Below are 17,622 nucleotides of genomic sequence, written 5' to 3' on the forward strand. Positions count from 1 at the left end.
GACCTCGATCCCCGGGGCACGAGCCCCGACCTCGACCCGAAGGACACGATGCCCACGACCATCAAGACCCCACGCAAGCTCGAGGACGGCACGCTCCGGGTCATCCCGGTCGGTGGCCTCGGCGAGATCGGGCGCAACATGACCGTCTACGAGATCGACGGCAAGCTGCTCGTCGTCGACTGCGGCGTCCTGTTCCCCGAGGAGCACCAGCCGGGCGTCGACCTGATCCTCCCCGACTTCTCGCCCCTCCGCGACCGGCTCGACGACGTCCTCGCCGTCGTTCTGACCCACGGCCACGAGGACCACATCGGGGCGGTGCCCTACCTCCTGCGCCTCCGCGCGGACATCCCGCTGATCGGCTCGCAGCTCACGCTCGCCCTGATCGAGGCGAAGCTCAAGGAGCACCGCATCAAGCCGTACACGCTGACGGTGAAGGAGGGCGGGCGCGAGACCCTCGGCCCGTTCGACCTCGAGTTCGTCGCGGTGAACCACTCGATCCCCGACGCCCTCGCCGTCGCGATCCGCACCTCCGCGGGCCTCGTCCTGCACACCGGCGACTTCAAGATGGACCAGCTGCCGCTCGACGACCGCATCACCGACCTGCGGGCCTTCGCCCGCCTCGGCGAGGAGGGGGTGGACCTGTTCCTCCCCGACTCGACGAACGCCGACGTGCCGGGCTTCACCGCCCTCGAGCGCGACATCGGACCGGTCCTCGACGACGTCATCCGCCGGGCGCCGCGCCGGGTCGTCGTGGCGAGCTTCTCGAGCCACGTGCACCGCGTGCAGCAGGTGCTCGACGCCGCCCACGCCAACGGGCGCCGGGTCGCGTTCATGGGCCGGTCGATGATCCGCAACATGGGCATCGCCGCCGACCTGGGCTACCTCGTCGTGCCCGAGGGCGTCCTCATCGACGCCAAGAAGGCCAAGGACCTCCCCGACGACCGCATCGTCTACATGAGCACGGGCTCGCAGGGCGAGCCGATGGCCGTCCTCGCCCGGATGGCGAACCTCGAGCACCAGATCGAGATCGGGCAGGACGACACGGTCATCCTCGCCTCGAGCCTCATCCCCGGCAACGAGAACGCCGTCTACCGGGTGATCGACGGGCTCACCAAGCTCGGCGCGAAGGTGGTGCACAAGGGCAACGCGAAGGTGCACGTGTCGGGCCACGCCTCGGCCGGCGAGCTCCTCTACTGCTACAACGTGCTCCGTCCGAAGAACGTCATGCCGGTGCACGGCGAGCACCGGCACCTCTACGCGAACGCCGCCCTGGCCGAGCGCACCGGCGTGCCGCGCGAGAACACGATCCTCGGCGAGGACGGCGTCGTCGTCGACCTCCGCGACGGGGTCGCCGAGGTCGTCGGACAGCTCGACCTCGGCTACGTGTACGTCGACGGCTCGACCGTCGGCGAGATCACCGACGCCGACCTCAAGGACAGGCGCATCCTCAGCGAGGAGGGCTTCATCTCCGTCTTCCTCGCGATCGACGCCACCACGGGGCGTGTCGTCGTCGGCCCCGAGATCCAGTCGCGCGGCTTCGCCGAGGACGAGCGGGTCTTCGACGACGTCATGCCCAAGATCCTCGCCGCGCTGGCCGAGGCGGCCGAGAACGGCACCCGGGACACCCACCAGTTCAGCCAGGTCGTCCGCCGCACGGTGGGCCGCTGGGTCGCCACGCAGCACCGTCGTCGTCCCATGATCGTGCCGGTGGTCATCGGCGCCTGACCCGGCTCGGCACGAGGCCTCAGCTCGCTCGGGAAGTCATCCCGACGGCTGAGGCCTCCGTCGTCCCCCTCCTCCTATGGTGAGCACGTTCCGTCCGTTGCTCCGAAGGGGGAGTCGCCCGTGCGCGTCGCCAAGACCTGGATCTTCCCGATCCTCCGCATCCTGATCTTCGTCGCGATCGCGGTGGCCCTCGTCAAGCTCGCGTTCTTCGCGGCGCCCGACGCGGCGACCGGCTCCGTGGCGGTCCCGGCTGGCGAGGCCGTCGAGCCCCAGATCGCCGTGGCCGTCGGCACCGTCACGAACGACGTGACGGTCGACGCCACGGTCGAGGCCGACGTCGCCTCGACCGTGCCTGCGACCCTCGCCGGCACCGTCGTGACCGTGGTCGTCGAGAAGGGCCAGGCCGTCGCCGCGGGCGACAAGATCGCGACGCTGCGCTCCGAGACCCCGCAGGAGGCGCTGGTCTCGGCCGACGGCACCGTCACCGAGCGCGCCCCGATCGTCAAGACCGCGGTGGTGACGTCGCCCGTCGCGGGCACCGTGACGGAGCTCTCCGTCATCAAGGACCAGGAGGTGGCCGTGGGCGACGCGGTCGCGAAGGTGGCGCCTCCGACGTTCCACGTCACGGGGGCGCTGGCCGCCGACCAGCTCTACCGCCTGGTCAGCCGGCCGGCCGAGGGCACCGCGTCCATCCAGGGCGGCCCGGCGCCGTTCGCCTGCACCGGTCTCTCGGTCGGCGGTGCCGGCGCCGGCGCGGGCACCACGACCGCCGGCGACACCGGCGACTCGTCGGGCACGGGCGTCTCGGGGCAGTCGGTGACGTGCGCCGTCCCCGGCGACGTCACGGTCTTCGCAGGCCTCGCCACGAAGCTGACGATCCCCGCCGGCGTCGCGACCGACGTCCTCACGGTGCCGCTCACCGCGGTCGAGGGCGCCGCGGGCAAGGGCGTCGTGACCGTGGTCGGCGCCGACGGCACCGAGGAGGAGCGGGAGATCACGCTCGGCATCAACGACGGCACGACCGTCGAGGTGACCGGGGGCCTCGTCGAGGGCGACATGGTCCTCGAGTTCGTGCCCGGCGCCGTCGCCCCGCAGGAGGGCTGCGTCGACCCGATGACCGGAGAGGTCTACTGCTGATGTCGTTGATCCGGCTCGAGGGAGTCACGAAGACGGTCCCCCTCGCCGACGACGCGACGCTCGACATCCTCCGAGGCGTCGACCTCGTGGTCGAGGCGGGCGAGCACGTGAGCATCGTCGGCCGTTCCGGCTCGGGCAAGTCGACCCTGCTCAACATCCTGGGGCTCATCGACGCGCCGACGACGGGCGCGCACTGGTTCGACGACGTCGACGTCAGCGGCATGCGCTCGGGGGCCCGCGACCGGCTCCGCGGCGAGCAGGTGGGCTTCATCTTCCAGCAGTTCAACCTGCTGCAGGGGCGCACGGCGCTCGAGAACGTCATGACGCCGTTGCTCTACGCCCGCGGTCGGCGCTTCTGGCGCCGGCGGGCGATCGCGGCCGAGATGCTCGAGAAGGTCGGGCTCGGGCACCGCGTCGACTCGATGCCGCACCGCCTCTCGGGCGGCGAGCAGCAGCGGGTGGCGATCGCGCGCTCGCTGGTGCGCGACCCGCGCGTCATCCTGGCCGACGAGCCGACGGGAGCGCTCGACATCGAGACGGGGGCGACGGTCATGCGCCTCCTCGACGACATCTCGTCCGACACCGGCGCCGCCCTCGTCACCATCACGCACGACCTGGCCGTGGCGGGCCTCGCCGCGCGGCACTACTCGCTCGACGCGGGCGTGCTCTCGGCCGCGCGACTGGGCAGCGGGCTGGCCGGGGCGTCGGCCCTCGTGCCGGCGGGCGCCTCCGCCTCGGAGGCTCCCTCCTCCTCCGCCCCGGCACCCGTCGAGGTCGTGTCGTGAGCAGTCTGTTGTCGGGGGTCGTGGGAGCGTTCGTCGAGGCCTGGTCCGAGCTGAGGGTCAACAAGCTGCGGGTGCTGCTCAGCCTCATCGGGGTCGCGGTGGCCGTCGCCGCGCTGACCGCCGTCGTCGGGCTCGGCAGCCTCGCCGAGCAGTCCACGCGCGAGTCGTCCGAGAAGTCCGGCGGGCGACCCGCCACCTACACGGTCTCGGCCTACAGCCAGGGGGCGACTCTGCTCGACCCCGCCCTCCTCGACGACGAGTTCCGCTCGACGATGTCGCGCTACCAGATCTCGTGGGCGTCCGAGAACCTCTACACGACGAGGTCCGTCCAGCTGCCCGGTGGCCTCACCGACGTCTCGGCACAGGTCGTCGACCCCGAGTACGGCGAGATGCACCGGGTGTCGATGGCCGAGGGATCCTGGTTCGTCGAGGGCGACGACCAGCGGATGGCCCCGGCGGTCGTCGTGAACGAGGCGCTCTGGGACACGCTCGGCCGCCCTCCGGTCGCCTCGCACCCCACCCTCCTGCTGAGCGGCACGGACTCGGTGACCGGCGTCGTCGTGGGCGTCACGGCGGCGCAGTACGCCGAGGAGGCGCCCGGGCTGTTCCTCCTGCCCTCGGACGAGCACGACCTGGTGCCGCTCTCGCAGGGCGGGTACGCCGAGACGCCGCAGTACGAGATGTGGCTGCCGACGTCGTCCGGCGACCAGCTGAGCACAATGGTGCAGGGCAACCTCGCGGCGGCCCTCGGCGACGACGTGCAGGTCGACGTGAACCGGTCCGACTACGCGGCGTACGCGGGCGACTCCGACCCCTTCAAGCCGATCAAGCTGATCATCACGGGCGTCGGCGTGCTCGTGCTGCTGCTCGGCGGGCTCGGACTCGTCAACATCGCGCTGGTCACGGTGCGGCAGCGGATCCGCGAGATCGGGGTCCGGCGGTCGTTCGGCGCCACGGCGCCCCGGGTGTTCTTCTCGGTGATGCTCGAGAGCGTCGCCGGCACGGTGGTCGCGGGGGCCGTCGGCGTCATGGTCGCCGTGCTCGTCGTGCAGAACCCGACCGTGCAGGGCTTCATCGCCCAGGGGTCGGTCGACGACCTGCCGCCGTTCCCGATCACCGCCGCCCTGATCGGCCTGGGGTCCGCGACGCTGATCGGCGCCGTGGCGGGAGTGCTGCCCGCTCTCGTCGCCGTCCGGGTCAAGGTCATCGACGCCATCCGCTACTGAGGCGGGCGGGCCGCTCGGGGCCCGGCGCGCCGACCACCTCCGGTCGGCGTCGGCGGCGGGCGGTAACCTCGACGGCATGGCCACGCCCACCAAGTCGACAGCGCGCTCGCGCTCGGGGCGCGGCGCGTCCACGGGCGCCTCGGCCGCCCGAGGCGCGACCGCGGCGACCAAGAAGCTCCCCGCCGCGAAGGCGCCGGCACCCGTCGACGAGAGCCCCGGCGTCCTCGTGTCCGCCTGGATGGGCCTGGCCCACCTGACCGGCGGCGCCTTCCGGCTCTTCGGCAGCGAGTCGCTCGACAAGTCCGAGCGCCGCGACGGCGTCCCCTTCCTCCTCGTGCTGCTGGCGATCGCCGGGGCCGTGGTCGAGTGGCTCAACCCCACCAGCCCTTTGGCCGTCGCGTTCGACGCGTACACGTTCGGCGGGTTCTTCGGGCGGGTCGCCTACGCGCTGCCGGTCATCATGGTGCTCTTCGCGGGCTGGCTGTTCCGGCACCCGGCTTCCGTCCACGACAACACGCGCATCGGCATCGGGCTCGGCCTCATGATCGTGTCCATCAGCGCCCTGTGCCACATCTACGGCGGCCAGCCGCAGGCCGTCGACGGCATGCCCGCCCTGGCGAGCGGCGGCGGGGTGCTCGGCTGGCTCGTCGCCTCCTGGCTGGTCATGCTCGCGACCGAGTGGGTCGCGGTGCCGGTCGTCGTCGTCCTGCTCGCGCTCTCGCTGCTGATCATGACCAAGACGCCGCCGAACCGCATCGGCCACCGTCTCGGCGACCTGTACCGCTGGCTCTTCGGCGAGACGACCGCCGAGGGCGGCTCGGCCCCTGCCGGCGACGGCTCCGCCGTGGGCGACGCAGACGAGCCCGACACGCTGCCGTGGTGGCGGCGCACCAAGAGCGGCCGTGAAGAAGACCCGGCCTACGACACTCCCGTGGTCACCCAGAGCAGCGCCGACGACGCCGCGGACCGCCGGGGGCGGGGCTCTCGTCGTCGCGGTGCCGCCGGCCCGGTCTTCGTCGACCACGGCGCGACCATCGGCGGCGACGCCCCGGCCGCAGGGTCCTCGGCAGCGGGCGCCGCGGCAGCCGAAGCCCCGACCGACGTCTACCAGGCCGACCTGCTGCACGACCTCGACGCGGCGGAGGACGCCGTGCGGTCGTTCGGCATCGACGTCCCGCTGCACGACGACGAGCCGGCGCCCACGACGTCCGCCGCGGGTGCCGCGGGTGCCGCCGTCGGCGGTCCCTCGGGTGCGACGGCCGCCACGACCGTCCTGCCGTCCCTGCCTGCGCCCGGCGTGCCGGCCACCACGTCCGCGGCCGCGCCCGGCGAGAGCGACGTCGCGGCCGACTTCCTCGCCGTCGACGACGACGAGCCCGCCCCGCCGTCGCTCGACGTCGAGGACGACTCGCCCGTGGCGCCCTACCGCCTGCCGGCGGCCTCCACGCTCAGCGTCGGCCCGCCCGCCAAGGCGCGCAGCGAGGCGAACGACGAGATCGTGCGCTCGATCACCGAGGTGCTCCGGCAGTTCTCCGTCGACGCCCGCGTCGTCGGCTTCAGCCGCGGCCCGACCGTCACGCGCTACGAGATCGAGCTGGGCCCGGGCGTCAAGGTCGAGAAGGTGACGGCGCTCAGCAAGAACCTCTCGTACGCCGTCGCGTCGAACGAGGTGCGAATCCTCTCCCCGATCCCGGGCAAGAGCGCCATCGGCGTCGAGATCCCCAACACCGACCGCGAGATCGTGTCGCTCGGCGACGTCCTGCGCTCCGGGGCCGCCGCCAAGAGCGTGCACCCGATGACGATCGGCGTCGGCAAGGACGTCGAGGGCGGCTACGTCGTGGCGAACCTCGCGAAGATGCCGCACCTCCTGGTCGCCGGCGCCACCGGCTCCGGCAAGTCGAGCTTCGTCAACTCGATGATCACGTCCCTGCTCATGCGGGCCAAGCCGACCGACGTGCGCATGGTCCTCATCGACCCGAAGCGGGTCGAGCTCTCCATCTACGCCGGCGTCCCGCACCTGATCACGCCCATCATCACCAACCCCAAGAAGGCGGCCGAGGCGCTGCAGTGGGTGGTGAAGGAGATGGACATGAGGTACGACGACCTCGCCAGCTTCGGCTTCCGCCACATCGACGACTTCAACCGCGCCGTCGTCGCGAACGAGATCGTGCTGCCGGCCGGCAGCGCCCGGTCGCTCAAGCCCTACCCCTACCTGCTCGTCGTCGTCGACGAGCTGGCCGACCTCATGATGGTCGCCCCGCGCGACGTCGAGGACAGCATCGTCCGCATCACCCAGCTGGCGCGTGCCTCGGGCATCCACCTGGTGCTCGCGACGCAGCGTCCGTCGGTCGACGTCGTGACGGGCCTCATCAAGGCCAACGTGCCGTCGCGGTTCGCGTTCGCCGTGTCGAGCGTCACCGACTCGCGGGTCATCCTCGACCAGCCCGGCGCCGACAAGCTGATCGGCCAGGGCGACGGGCTCTTCCTGCCGATGGGCGCCTCCAAGGCCATGCGGGTCCAGGGCGCGTGGGTGCAGGAGGCGGAGATCGCCGAGGTCGTGGCGCACGTCACCCGGCAGGCGCGTCCGGACTACCGGCCCGACGTGGCGGCCGTGGTCGAGAAGAAGGAGATCGACGGCGACATCGGCGACGACCTCGAGCTGCTCCTCGCGGCCGCGGAGCTCGTCGTCAGCACCCAGTTCGGGTCGACGTCGATGCTGCAGCGCAAGCTGCGCGTCGGCTTCGCCAAGGCCGGGCGCCTGATGGACCTCATGGAGTCGCGCGACATCGTCGGCCCCTCCGAGGGGTCGAAGGCGCGCGACGTGCTCGTGACCAACGAGCAGCTGCCGGGCGTGCTGGCCAAGCTGCGCGGGCAGGGCGACGACGGGCTCCGGGCGACGGCCCCCGCCTCCTCGGCTTCCACGGCGATCGGCGCGGGCGACTACGGCGACGATCCCGTCGCCGAGATGACACGAGGCTACGACGAGGTCGAAGGCGACGAGGAGTCGGAAGACGCCTGGGGCCTGACCGGCAGGGACTGACGTGACCGACGAGAGAACCCCCGACGCGCCCCGGGCCGCGACGTTCCCCTGGCGGGGACGCTTCGCGAGCCGCGGTGCGGGGCCGGCCAGCACGGCGAACATCGCCAACGTGATCACGGTCGTCCGCATCCTGATGGCGCCGCTGTTCATCGCCTGGCTGCTGATCGACGACGGCGCCGGCGGTCCGTTGCGCATCGCCGCCGCCGTGCTGTTCGTCGTCGCCATCCTCACGGACAGCCTCGACGGCATGCTGGCGAGGGGCCTCGACCTCGTCACCGACTTCGGCAAGATCGTCGACCCCATCGCCGACAAGGTCCTCGTCGGCGGCGCGCTGGTCGGGCTCTCGATCCTCGGCGAGCTGCCCTGGTGGGTCACCGCTCTCATCCTCGTGCGCGAGATCGGCATCACCGTGTACCGCTTCGTCGTCATCCGCGACCGCGTCATCCCCGCGTCGCGAGGCGGCAAGCTCAAGACCGTGCTGCAGGCCGTCGCGGTGACGCTGGCGCTCTTCCCGCTGTGGGTTCCGTTGGGCGACTGGGTGCACGGCCTCAACACCGTGGTGATGACGGCCGCCGTGGTGGCCACGCTCGTGTCGGGTGCCGACTACGTCCGGGTCGCCCTGAAGCACTCCCGTACGTCGTGACCACCGCGGCCGAGGTCGTGCACGAGCTCGACCGCCAGGGGCTGACCGTCGCGGTCGCCGAGTCGCTGACGGGGGGCCTGCTCGCCGCCGAGCTGATCTCGGTCCCCGGTGCGTCCGCGGTCGTCGTCGGGGGAGTCGTGGCCTATCAGACGCCCCTCAAGGCATCACTGCTCGGCGTGCCGGCCGCGCTGCTCGCGGCCCGGGGCGCCGTCGACCCCGACGTCGCCGTCGCCATGGCGGCCGGCGTGCGTCGAGCGTTGGCCATCGAGGGCCAGGCCGCCGACGTCGGCATCGCGACGACCGGGGTCGCCGGCCCCGGCCCCCAGGACGGCCAGGCGCCGGGCACGGTGTACGTCGCCCTGAGCGCAGGAGGCGAGGCTCGCGTCACGAAGCTCGCCCTCGATGGCGACCGCGCAGCCATCCGATCGGCCACCGTCTCCGAATCACTCTCGATGCTGCACGACTGGCTCGCGGGGCCTCGGGAATAGCAGGGGTTTCGGTCTCGTTACATCTCGTGAGTTCACAAGCGTCACACAGAGCTGGCTGGCTACAGTGGCACCCAGTTCGACAGCAGTGTTCCTCACCCACCCCTGAATCCCGTCACGGTGGGTCTTATGTCGCAAGGAGGGGTCCCATGGTTCTGGTCCGTCAAGAGATCGGCGACGTCCTCCGCGACTTCCGTCTCCAGAAGGGCCGCACGCTGCGACAGGTCGCCTCCAAGGCGAGCGTCGCACTCGGCTACCTCAGCGAGGTCGAGCGTGGGCAGAAAGAGGCCAGCTCCGAGATCCTCGCGTCGGTCGCCGACGCGCTCGAGACGCCGATCTCCGTCATCATGCGCGAGGTGGGCGACCGGATGGCCGTCATCGAGGGCCTCAACCCGATCCCCGACACCCTGCCCGACGACATGGTCGCCGAGTTCGACACCGACCTGGTCGTGCGCTGACCTCACGGTCCGACGTGCAGTACGCCTCGAGACGCCCCCGACCCGTGTCGGGGGCATCTCGGCGTCCGGGTACCCTCGACTGATGCGCAAGAGCGAGTTCCGCAGGGCGGTCGACGACGAGTTCGGCGAGGCGTACGGGCGGGTCGTCACCCGCGACCTCGTCCTCTCGTCGCTGGGCGACGAGACCGCCGACGAGGCGATCCGCGGCGGTGTGCCGCCGCGCGAGGTGTGGCTGGCCCTCTGCGAGGCCGAGGGCGTCCCCGTGGGCCGCAGGCACGGAGCAGGGCTGCCAGAGCCGCGTCGCTGACCGCCGTCACGGACGCGCGCGCCGGGGGCCGTCGACGATCAGGTGTTCGACACGCCGGGCTCCGAGTTCGAACGTGCGTTCGGCACGGTGGTAGCTTCCTCCACAAGGGCGTCGACGCCCGAGTGCTCCACTTCCGCCGGGGATCGCGTCTGCGATGTCGGTGGCCGGTCGTAGCGTTCATGCATCGACGTTCCACCGCTCCCGCATCCGTGGGGGCACCAGCCTTGTCGTCGAGACCGCCGCCCCCGGGCCGAGCGCGACGCGACAGCCTACAGGCGCACGGACAGCAACCACGAAGGAGTCACCATGCCCTCAGCAGAGAACCGCGAGAAGGCGCTCGAGACGGCGCTCGCGCAGATCGACCGTCAGTTCGGCAAGGGCGCGGTCATGCGCCTGGGCAGTGACGAGCGGGCTCCGGTCGCCGTCATCCCCACCGGCTCCATCGCGCTCGACGTCGCGCTCGGCATCGGTGGGCTCCCTCGAGGCCGCATCGTCGAGATCTACGGCCCCGAGTCCTCGGGGAAGACGACGCTCACCCTGCACGCGATCGCCAACGCCCAGCGCGGCGGCGGCATCGCGGCCTTCATCGACGCCGAGCACGCGCTCGACCCCGAGTACGCGAAGAAGCTGGGCGTCGACATCGACGCGCTGCTCGTCTCGCAGCCCGACACGGGCGAGCAGGCGCTCGAGATCGCCGACATGCTCGTCCGCTCCGGCTCCATCGACCTCGTCGTCATCGACTCCGTGGCGGCGCTCGTGCCGCGTGCCGAGATCGAGGGCGAGATGGGCGACTCCCACGTCGGCCTCCAGGCGCGTCTCATGTCGCAGGCCCTCCGCAAGCTGACGGGTGGTCTCAGCCAGACCGGCACGACGATGATCTTCATCAACCAGCTGCGCGAGAAGATCGGCGTGTTCTTCGGCAGTCCCGAGACCACCGCCGGCGGCAAGGCGCTCAAGTTCTACGCCTCGGTGCGACTCGACATCCGCCGCATCGAGACCCTGAAAGACGGCACGGACGCCGTGGGCAACCGCACCCGCGTCAAGGTCGTCAAGAACAAGATGGCACCGCCCTTCAAGCAGGCCGAGTTCGACATCCTCTACGGCGTCGGCATCTCGCGCGAGGGCAGCCTGATCGACTTCGGTGTCGAGCACGGCATCGTCCGCAAGTCCGGTGCCTGGTACACCTACGAAGGCGACCAGCTCGGTCAGGGCAAGGAGAACTCTCGCAACTTCCTCCTCAAGAACGCCTCCGTCGCACAGGAGATCGAGCAGAAGATCCTCGCGAAGCTCGGCGTCGGCGGGGCCAAGCCGGTCGAGGCCCCCGTCGAGTCGATCGAGGCGAAGATCGCCGCCCGGAAGGGCGCATGACCTCGCACGACGACGAGTCGGCTGACGACCTGGCACCCGTGACGCCCCTCTTCGGGGTCCGCGGGGCCAGGTCCGGCCGCACAGGCGCAGACGCGTCGAGCCACCCTTCGAGGGGGCCGGCGCCTGTCGTGGGCGACGACGAGCCTGTCGAGCCGTCGGGCGACGGCGCGAGGCGGGATCCGGTGCGCGACGCGGCAGCCGCGCTGGCCGCCGTGACCGAGCACTGGTCGGACGTCCCGGCTGCGGCCGCTGCGTCCGCCGACGAGGCAGAGGCCGAGGAGCCGCCCGAGGACTTGAACGCACAGCGGACCCGGGCCGAGAACGTCAGCCTGCATGCCCTCAGCCGACGAGGAGTCTCGTCGGCGGAGATGGCGTCCCTGCTCGAGGCGCGCGACCTCGATCCCGAGGTCGTGGCCGACGAGGTGTCGCGCCTCGAGGGGGTGGGCCTCCTCAACGACAGGGAACTCGCAGAGAACCTCCTCGAGACGAAACAGGGCCGCAAGGGCCTCGGTCGGGGCGCCGTGACGTCCGAGTTGCGCGCGCGGGGCATCGACGCGTCCGTGATCGAGGAGGTCCTCGCCGAGACCGACGATGCCGACGAGCAGGCCAGGGCCGACGAGTGGGCCGTGAAGCGCGCGAGCTCGCTGCGCGGGCTGGACAGGGCGACGGCCGAGCGGCGCCTCAACGGCTACCTCATGCGTCGCGGCTATCGCTCCGACACCATACGTCGTGCCGTCGAGAAGGCCCTGCCGCGCGGCGGCAGCAGCCGGGGCGGCGTCCGCTTCGAGTGACCCCCCGTCCTACACTGGGGCACCATGTCGACGGTCGGTGAAGCACTCAGCGACGGCGTGATCGCCGTCGTGGGATCGACCGGCACCGGCAAGTCGGCGTTCTCGCTCGACCTGGCCGAGCGTCTCCGCGATGCGGGGCGCCAGGCCGAGATCGTCAACGCCGACGCGATGCAGCTCTATCGGGGGATGGACATCGGGACGGCCAAGCTGCCCCGAGACGAGCGGCGAGGAGTGCCTCATCACCTCCTCGACGAGCTCGAGGTGACGGCCGAGGCCAGCGTCGAGTGGTACCAGTCCCGTGCTCGTGCCGTGATCGACGACGTCCTCGCTCGCGGTGCCGTGCCCCTCCTGGTGGGCGGATCCGGGCTCTACGTCTCGAGCGTGCTCTTCGACTTCCGGTTCCCGGGCACCGACGTCGCTGTGCGACAGCGCTTCGAACGCGTAGCCGAGAGCGGCGGCCCCGGCGCGCTGCACGAGCTGCTCACGCAGACGGATCCGGTCGCCGCCGAGCGGATCGGGCCGCACAACGCCCGGCGGCTCGTGCGGGCACTCGAGGTCGGCGAGATCACCGGTGAGCCGTTCTCGGCGGCGCTGCCCGACGAGGCACGGCGGTGGCGCCCCTCCTCGATCGTCGGCATCGCCGAGGAGAGGCCGGTCCTCGTCGAGCGTCTCGATGCCCGCGTCCGCCGCATGTGGGCCGACGGCCTGGTCGACGAGGTGCGTGGCCTGCTGCCGCTCGGCCTCGCCGACGGGATCACCGCCTCCCGGGCCATCGGCTACGCCCAGGCAGCAGCGCAGCTGCGGGGCGACACCGACGAGGAGGCGGCGATCGCCGAGACGCAGGCGCTCACGCGCCGCTACGCCCGCCGCCAGGTCAGCTGGTTCAAGCGGTACCCGGACGTCGACTGGTCGACCACGGGCGACCCGGCTGCCGTCGAGCGGGCCCTCGCTAGACTCCTCGGGTGACCACGACGCTTCAGTTCACCAAGGGACAGGGCACCGGGAACGACTTCGTGTTGTTCACCGACCCCGACGGCGATACCGAACTCGACGGGGTGGCCATCCGCGCCCTGACCGACCGCCGCTTCGGCGTGGGGGCTGACGGGGTCATCCGCGCCGTCCGCTCGTCCGCGCTCCCGGCCGGCGCCGCGGCGCTGGCGAGCGACCCCGTAGCCGAGTGGTTCATGGACTACCACAACGCCGACGGCAGCCTCGCCGAGATGTGCGGGAACGGCGTCCGCGTCTTCGCGCGCTACCTCGTCGAGCGCGGCCTGGTCGACCTGCCCGTCGGCGGGGCCCTCACGATCGGCACGCGCGCCGGCGTGCGCACGGTGCGGCGAGACGGCTCGGGCTTCCGGGTCGACCTCGGCGCCTGGGCGCTCAGGGACGACGAGCCGACGGTCCGCGCCCGAGAACTCCACGCGGCGAGGCCGGGCCTCTCGCTCTCGGTCGGCAACCCGCACGTGGTCGTCGCCCTCGCCTCCGACGACGAGCTCGACGGGCTCGACCTCTCCTGGGTGCCGGTGCTCGATCCCGCGCCTGCCGAGGGCGCCAACGTCGAGTTCGTGGTCCCGTCCGATCCGCTCGTGGTCGACGGCATCGGTCGCATCCGCATGCGCGTGCACGAGCGCGGCAGCGGCGAGACGCTCTCGTGCGGCACGGGTGCCGCGGCTGCGGCACTCGCCGTGCGGCACTGGGCCGGCACGGGCGCGCCCGACGACTGGGCCGTCGAGGTGCCGGGCGGCGTGCTCGGGGTCCACGTCGCGCCCGGGGCCGACGGTGAGCACGTCTCGCTCAGCGGGCCGGCCGAGCTCGTCTTCAGCGGGGCCCTGACCCTCTAGCGTCCGTCGGTCCCTCGCGCGTGAGCGTCCGTCGGTCCCTCGCGCGTGGGCCCATGGCCCCCGGGCCGCTGGGGCGCGGGCGCGCGGGGGCGCACACCCTATCGTCGTCGTCGTCGTCGCTCGTCTATGCGAGGGACGAGGAGGCGCGACGGGCCCGCAGCACGCGGTACCCCTTGCTCGTCGAGGCCCGCTCCACCTGGACCACGTCCGCCATGGTCGCGTTCATCCACGCCTGGAGCGAGTCGGCGCCGAGGTTCTTCTGCACGACGAGCCAGGCGTCCGAGCCGGGCTCCAGGCGTGGCAGCCAGGTCTCCAGGAGGCCGTGCAGCACCTCCTTGCCGACCCGGATGGGCGGATTCGACCAGATCGACGCGAACACGACGCCGTCGGGAACACCGTCGGGGGTCACGGCGTTGACGTTCTGGAGGCCCGCGGCCCGTGCGTTCTCACGGACGAGGTCGAGGACCCTCTCGTTCACGTCGACGGCCCACACCGTCGCGTCGGGTGACGACAACGCGAGGCTCAGTGTGATGGGGCCCCATCCGCACCCGACGTCCAACAGGTCGCCCGTCGCGGGCGGCTGCGGTGCACCGGCCAGCAGGACGGCCGTGCCCGGGTCGACCCGCTCGGGGCTGAAGACGCCCGACGCCGTCGTGAGCGTCAGCTCTCGCCCTGCGAGGGTCGCCGTGATCGTCCGCCGACGCAGCTCGCTCTCCGGGTTCGGGGAGAAGTAGTGGTCGTTGGTCACGCACGACAACCTACCGAACATCAGCTGCCTGGCCCGTGACGGCCCAGGCTCGACCCCCTCCGGAGGGCTAGTATCACTTCGATGACAGACACCCCCACGACCCCGCTCGACGACGAGCGCGACGGACAGCCCGGCGACGACGTCGTGGCGCGGGTCCTCGAGCGTGCGGCGTCGCGGGCGTCCGCCTACACGATCTTCTCGCCTGCCCAGGCGATCCAGACCCGCTCCCTCGACGGCTCGGGCGACGGCGACCAGTACGACCGCGAAGACCGGGCCGCGCTCCGCCGCGTGGCCGGCCTCTCGACCGAGCTGGAGGACGTCACCGAGGTCGAGTACCGCCAGCTCCGCCTCGAGAACGTCGTCCTGATCGGCGTCTGGTCGCAGGGCTCGCTCTCGGACGCTGAGAACTCGCTCCGTGAGCTCGCCGCACTGGCCGAGACCGCGGGCGCCTCGGTGCTCGACGGCCTCCTGCAGCGTCGGCCGAACCCCGACCCGAGCACCTACCTCGGCAAGGGCAAGGCGGAAGAACTGCGGCAGACCGTGGCTGCCCTCGGCGCCGACACGGTCATCGCCGACACCGAGCTCGCACCGAGCCAGCGGCGTGCGCTGGAGGACGTGGTGAAGGTCAAGGTGATCGACCGCACGGCCGTCATCCTCGACATCTTCAGCCAGCACGCGAAGAGCCGCGAGGGCAAGGCCCAGGTCGAGCTCGCCCAGCTCGAGTACCTGCTGCCGCGCCTCCGTGGCTGGGGGGACTCGATGTCCCGCCAGGCCGGTGGCCAGGTCGGCGGTGCCGGTGCCGGAATGGGCAGCAGGGGCCCCGGCGAGACGAAGATCGAGCTCGACCGTCGCCGGATCCACACGCGCATGGCCCGCCTCCGGCGTCAGATCAAGGAGATGAAGCCGGCACGCGACGCGAAGCGGGCCAACCGCGACCGCAACGAGGTGCCCTCCGTGGCCATCGCCGGCTACACGAACGCGGGCAAGTCGAGCCTGCTGAACCGGCTCACGAGCGCCGGCGTCCTGGTCGAGAACGCCTTGTTCGCGACCCTCGACGCGACGGTGCGCAAGAGCGCCACCACCGACGGCCGCCCCTTCACCTACGCCGACACGGTGGGCTTCGTCCGCAACCTGCCGCACCAGCTCGTCGAGGCCTTCCGCTCGACGCTCGAAGAGGTCGCGGGCTCCGACGTCATCGTGCACGTCGTCGACGGGTCGCACCCCGACCCGGCCGCGCAGTTGGCGACGGTGCGCGAGGTCATCGGCGAGGTCGACGGACGGGACATCCCCGAGGTCGTGGTCTTCAACAAGAGCGACCTCGTCGACGACGACCAGCGGCTGGTGCTGCAGGGGCTCGAGCCGACGGCCGTCTTCGTCTCGGCGCGCACGGGCGAGGGCATCGACGTGCTGCTGGCGAAGCTCGCCGGGCTGCTGCCCGAGCCCGAGGTCGAGCTCGACCTCCTCGTGCCCTACGATCGCGGCGACGTGGTGTCGCACCTGCACGACTCCGGTCGGGTCCTGACGACCGACTACGACGAGCAGGGAACCCGGGTGCACGCCCGCGTCTACCCGAGCGATGTCGCGGCGCTCTCGCCGTTCGTGCGCACGGAGACTGCCGACGCCGTCGAGACCGCGGAGCCCGCCGCCTCCTGAGCGGTTCGCTCCCCGCACGACGAAGCGCCTCCGGTCCGGTCAGGGTAGGAGGCGCTTCGTCGTCCTCGGGACGCGTCAGACCGAGCGGAGCACCGCCACGACCTTGCCGAGGATCTGCGCGTGGTCGCCCACGATCGGCTCGAACGCGCTGTTGCGGGGCAGCAGCCAGGTGTGGCCGTCGCGCTGCCGGAAGACCTTGACCGTGGCCTCGTCGTCGAGCATGGCCGCGACGATGTCGCCGTTCTCGGCGTCCTGCTGCTGCCGGACGACCACCCAGTCGCCGTCGCAGATCGCGGCGTCGATCATGGACTCGCCGACGACGCGGAGCATGAACAGCTCGCCCTTCCCCACGAGCTGGCGGGGGAGCGGCATGACGTCCTCGACCTGCTGCTCGGCGGTGATGGGGATGCCGGCCGCGATCCGGCCGACCATCGGCACGTGGGCGGTGTCGCCGTCGTCGCTCGTCGAGAGGATGCTCGTCACGGGAGCAGCGGCAGTCGTCGCGTCGCCCAGCACCTCGAGGGCGCGGGGGCGGTTGGGGTCGCGGCGGATCCGGCCGGCGAGCTCGAGCTGGTTGAGCTGGTGGGTCACGCTCGACAGCGACTTGAGGCCGACGGCGTCGCCGATCTCGCGCATGCTCGGCGGGTAGCCGCTCTGGGCGATGCTCGCCTGGATAGCGGCCAGGATCGACTCCTGCTTGGCGGTGAGCGCCTTGCGCGGGGGCGTCGCCGGGGCGGTCGCCGTCGCGCTGTGCCGGTCGGTCATGTCTCTCCTGCCGTCGATGTCGGTGGTCGCTGGTGTACTCGTCCCACCGACTGGAACCTATCGGATCACGGCCACTTGGCGAAACACATGTTCGAGTGTGTCGCGCTTGTCTCCGGGAGATGTTCGAGAGAAATGGTTGCGGTCGGGCTCAGTCGAAGATATGTTCGGTACACGTCTTCGTGTCCGGCATTCCCGGCCGAGTGCCGGGCACGAACTCGTACGACAACTCTCGCGGTGAAAGGAACCACCTCATGAGCGCCACCAGCATCAGCAACGACATCGTCGGCATCACCACCGGCTCGGTCGCCCCTCGCACCCGCCTCCGCATCACGCGTCGAGGCCGGCGAGTCGTCGGCGCCGCTGTCGCGCTCGGCGCCGCGGGCATCGTGGCCGCGGGCTTGCTGCTCGGCCCCGGCGCCGTCGCCTCCGACCACGCCGCAGACGTGTCCTTCGCCCAGGTCACGGTCGAGGGCGGCGAGTCGCTCTGGCAGGTCGCGAGCGAGATCGCCCCCACCAAAGACCCGCGCGACGTCGTCAGCGACCTCGTCCGCCTGAACAACCTGCCGAGCGCCGAGGTGGCCGCGGGCCAGACGCTCGCGATCCCCGAGAAGTACAGCCGCTGATCTGGTGTGGCTGGGCCCGACCTGTCC

General features: G+C 71.7%; 17 protein-coding genes. 15 read left to right on the forward strand and 2 right to left on the reverse strand.

The window, feature by feature from the left end; all coding sequences use genetic code 11:
- Positions 1 to 48 precede the first annotated feature (48 nt).
- The 13 genes from EDF20_RS11190 (at position 49) to dapF (ending at position 13,806) form a co-directional block, all read left to right on the forward strand.
- On the forward strand, positions 49 to 1,725 hold the full coding sequence (locus tag EDF20_RS11190) for a ribonuclease J (RefSeq protein ID WP_133738675.1): 1,677 nt from the start codon (positions 49 to 51) through the stop codon (positions 1,723 to 1,725).
- A 120-nt stretch (positions 1,726 to 1,845) separates the two neighbouring features.
- Positions 1,846 to 2,862 (forward strand): biotin/lipoyl-binding protein, encoded by a 1,017-nt coding sequence (locus EDF20_RS11195; protein WP_133738676.1) that lies wholly within the window; start codon positions 1,846 to 1,848, stop codon positions 2,860 to 2,862.
- Entirely contained in the window at positions 2,862 to 3,647 is a 786-nt protein-coding gene (locus EDF20_RS11200; protein WP_133738677.1) for an ABC transporter ATP-binding protein, read from the forward strand. The genes EDF20_RS11195 and EDF20_RS11200 overlap by 1 nt, the downstream gene beginning before the upstream one ends.
- Complete coding sequence (locus EDF20_RS11205) at positions 3,644 to 4,873, forward strand: ABC transporter permease (RefSeq protein WP_133738678.1); 1,230 nt, start codon at positions 3,644 to 3,646, stop codon at positions 4,871 to 4,873. Before EDF20_RS11200 ends, EDF20_RS11205 begins: the two co-directional genes overlap by 4 nt.
- 76 nt (positions 4,874 to 4,949) lie before the next feature.
- On the forward strand, positions 4,950 to 7,913 hold the full coding sequence (locus EDF20_RS11210; protein WP_133738679.1) for a DNA translocase FtsK: 2,964 nt from the start codon (positions 4,950 to 4,952) through the stop codon (positions 7,911 to 7,913).
- 1 nt (position 7,914) lies between these two features.
- Positions 7,915 to 8,556 (forward strand): CDP-diacylglycerol--glycerol-3-phosphate 3-phosphatidyltransferase, encoded by a 642-nt coding sequence (gene pgsA, locus EDF20_RS11215; protein ID WP_133738680.1) that lies wholly within the window; start codon positions 7,915 to 7,917, stop codon positions 8,554 to 8,556.
- Positions 8,553 to 9,044, forward strand: coding sequence for a CinA family protein (locus tag EDF20_RS11220; RefSeq protein ID WP_133738681.1), 492 nt, complete (start codon positions 8,553 to 8,555; stop codon positions 9,042 to 9,044). The genes pgsA and EDF20_RS11220 overlap by 4 nt, the downstream gene beginning before the upstream one ends.
- Positions 9,045 to 9,190: 146 nt before the next feature.
- Complete coding sequence (locus tag EDF20_RS11225; RefSeq protein ID WP_123548700.1) at positions 9,191 to 9,499, forward strand: helix-turn-helix transcriptional regulator; 309 nt, start codon at positions 9,191 to 9,193, stop codon at positions 9,497 to 9,499.
- An 82-nt stretch (positions 9,500 to 9,581) separates the two neighbouring features.
- Entirely contained in the window at positions 9,582 to 9,806 is a 225-nt protein-coding gene (locus EDF20_RS11230) for a DUF3046 domain-containing protein (protein WP_133738682.1), read from the forward strand.
- Between the two features lie 306 nt (positions 9,807 to 10,112).
- Positions 10,113 to 11,174, forward strand: a complete 1,062-nt coding sequence (recA, locus tag EDF20_RS11235; RefSeq protein WP_123548702.1) for a recombinase RecA — start codon at positions 10,113 to 10,115, stop codon at positions 11,172 to 11,174.
- A 182-nt stretch (positions 11,175 to 11,356) separates the two neighbouring features.
- Positions 11,357 to 11,965, forward strand: a complete 609-nt coding sequence (locus EDF20_RS11240; protein ID WP_166644804.1) for a regulatory protein RecX — start codon at positions 11,357 to 11,359, stop codon at positions 11,963 to 11,965.
- A 24-nt stretch (positions 11,966 to 11,989) separates the two neighbouring features.
- A complete protein-coding gene (miaA, locus tag EDF20_RS11245; RefSeq protein ID WP_133738684.1) occupies positions 11,990 to 12,931 on the forward strand; it encodes a tRNA (adenosine(37)-N6)-dimethylallyltransferase MiaA in 942 nt (313 codons plus the stop codon).
- Positions 12,928 to 13,806, forward strand: a complete 879-nt coding sequence (gene dapF, locus EDF20_RS11250) for a diaminopimelate epimerase (protein ID WP_133738685.1) — start codon at positions 12,928 to 12,930, stop codon at positions 13,804 to 13,806. The genes miaA and dapF overlap by 4 nt, the downstream gene beginning before the upstream one ends.
- A 124-nt stretch (positions 13,807 to 13,930) precedes the next feature.
- On the opposite strand, the gene EDF20_RS11255 is transcribed toward dapF, so the two are convergent.
- Positions 13,931 to 14,554 carry a methyltransferase gene (locus tag EDF20_RS11255; protein ID WP_123548706.1) on the reverse strand — a complete coding sequence of 208 codons (624 nt, stop codon included), beginning with the start codon at positions 14,552 to 14,554 and terminating at the stop codon, positions 13,931 to 13,933.
- Positions 14,555 to 14,635: 81 nt separating this feature from the next.
- Here EDF20_RS11255 and hflX point away from each other — a divergent pair, with 81 nt between their 5' ends.
- Positions 14,636 to 16,207, forward strand: a complete 1,572-nt coding sequence (hflX, locus tag EDF20_RS11260; RefSeq protein WP_133738686.1) for a GTPase HflX — start codon at positions 14,636 to 14,638, stop codon at positions 16,205 to 16,207.
- A 75-nt stretch (positions 16,208 to 16,282) separates the two neighbouring features.
- Here hflX and lexA read toward each other — a convergent pair whose 3' ends face one another.
- Positions 16,283 to 16,972, reverse strand: coding sequence for a transcriptional repressor LexA (lexA, locus tag EDF20_RS11265; protein ID WP_123548708.1), 690 nt, complete (start codon positions 16,970 to 16,972; stop codon positions 16,283 to 16,285).
- Between the two features lie 251 nt (positions 16,973 to 17,223).
- Between lexA and EDF20_RS11270 the strand changes: the two genes are divergently transcribed.
- A complete protein-coding gene (locus tag EDF20_RS11270) occupies positions 17,224 to 17,595 on the forward strand; it encodes a LysM peptidoglycan-binding domain-containing protein (protein ID WP_123548709.1) in 372 nt (123 codons plus the stop codon).
- Positions 17,596 to 17,622: the final 27 nt, after the last annotated feature.

This window comes from Frigoribacterium sp. PhB116 (genome assembly GCF_004364285.1).
Classification (GTDB): Bacteria; Actinomycetota; Actinomycetes; order Actinomycetales; family Microbacteriaceae; genus Frigoribacterium.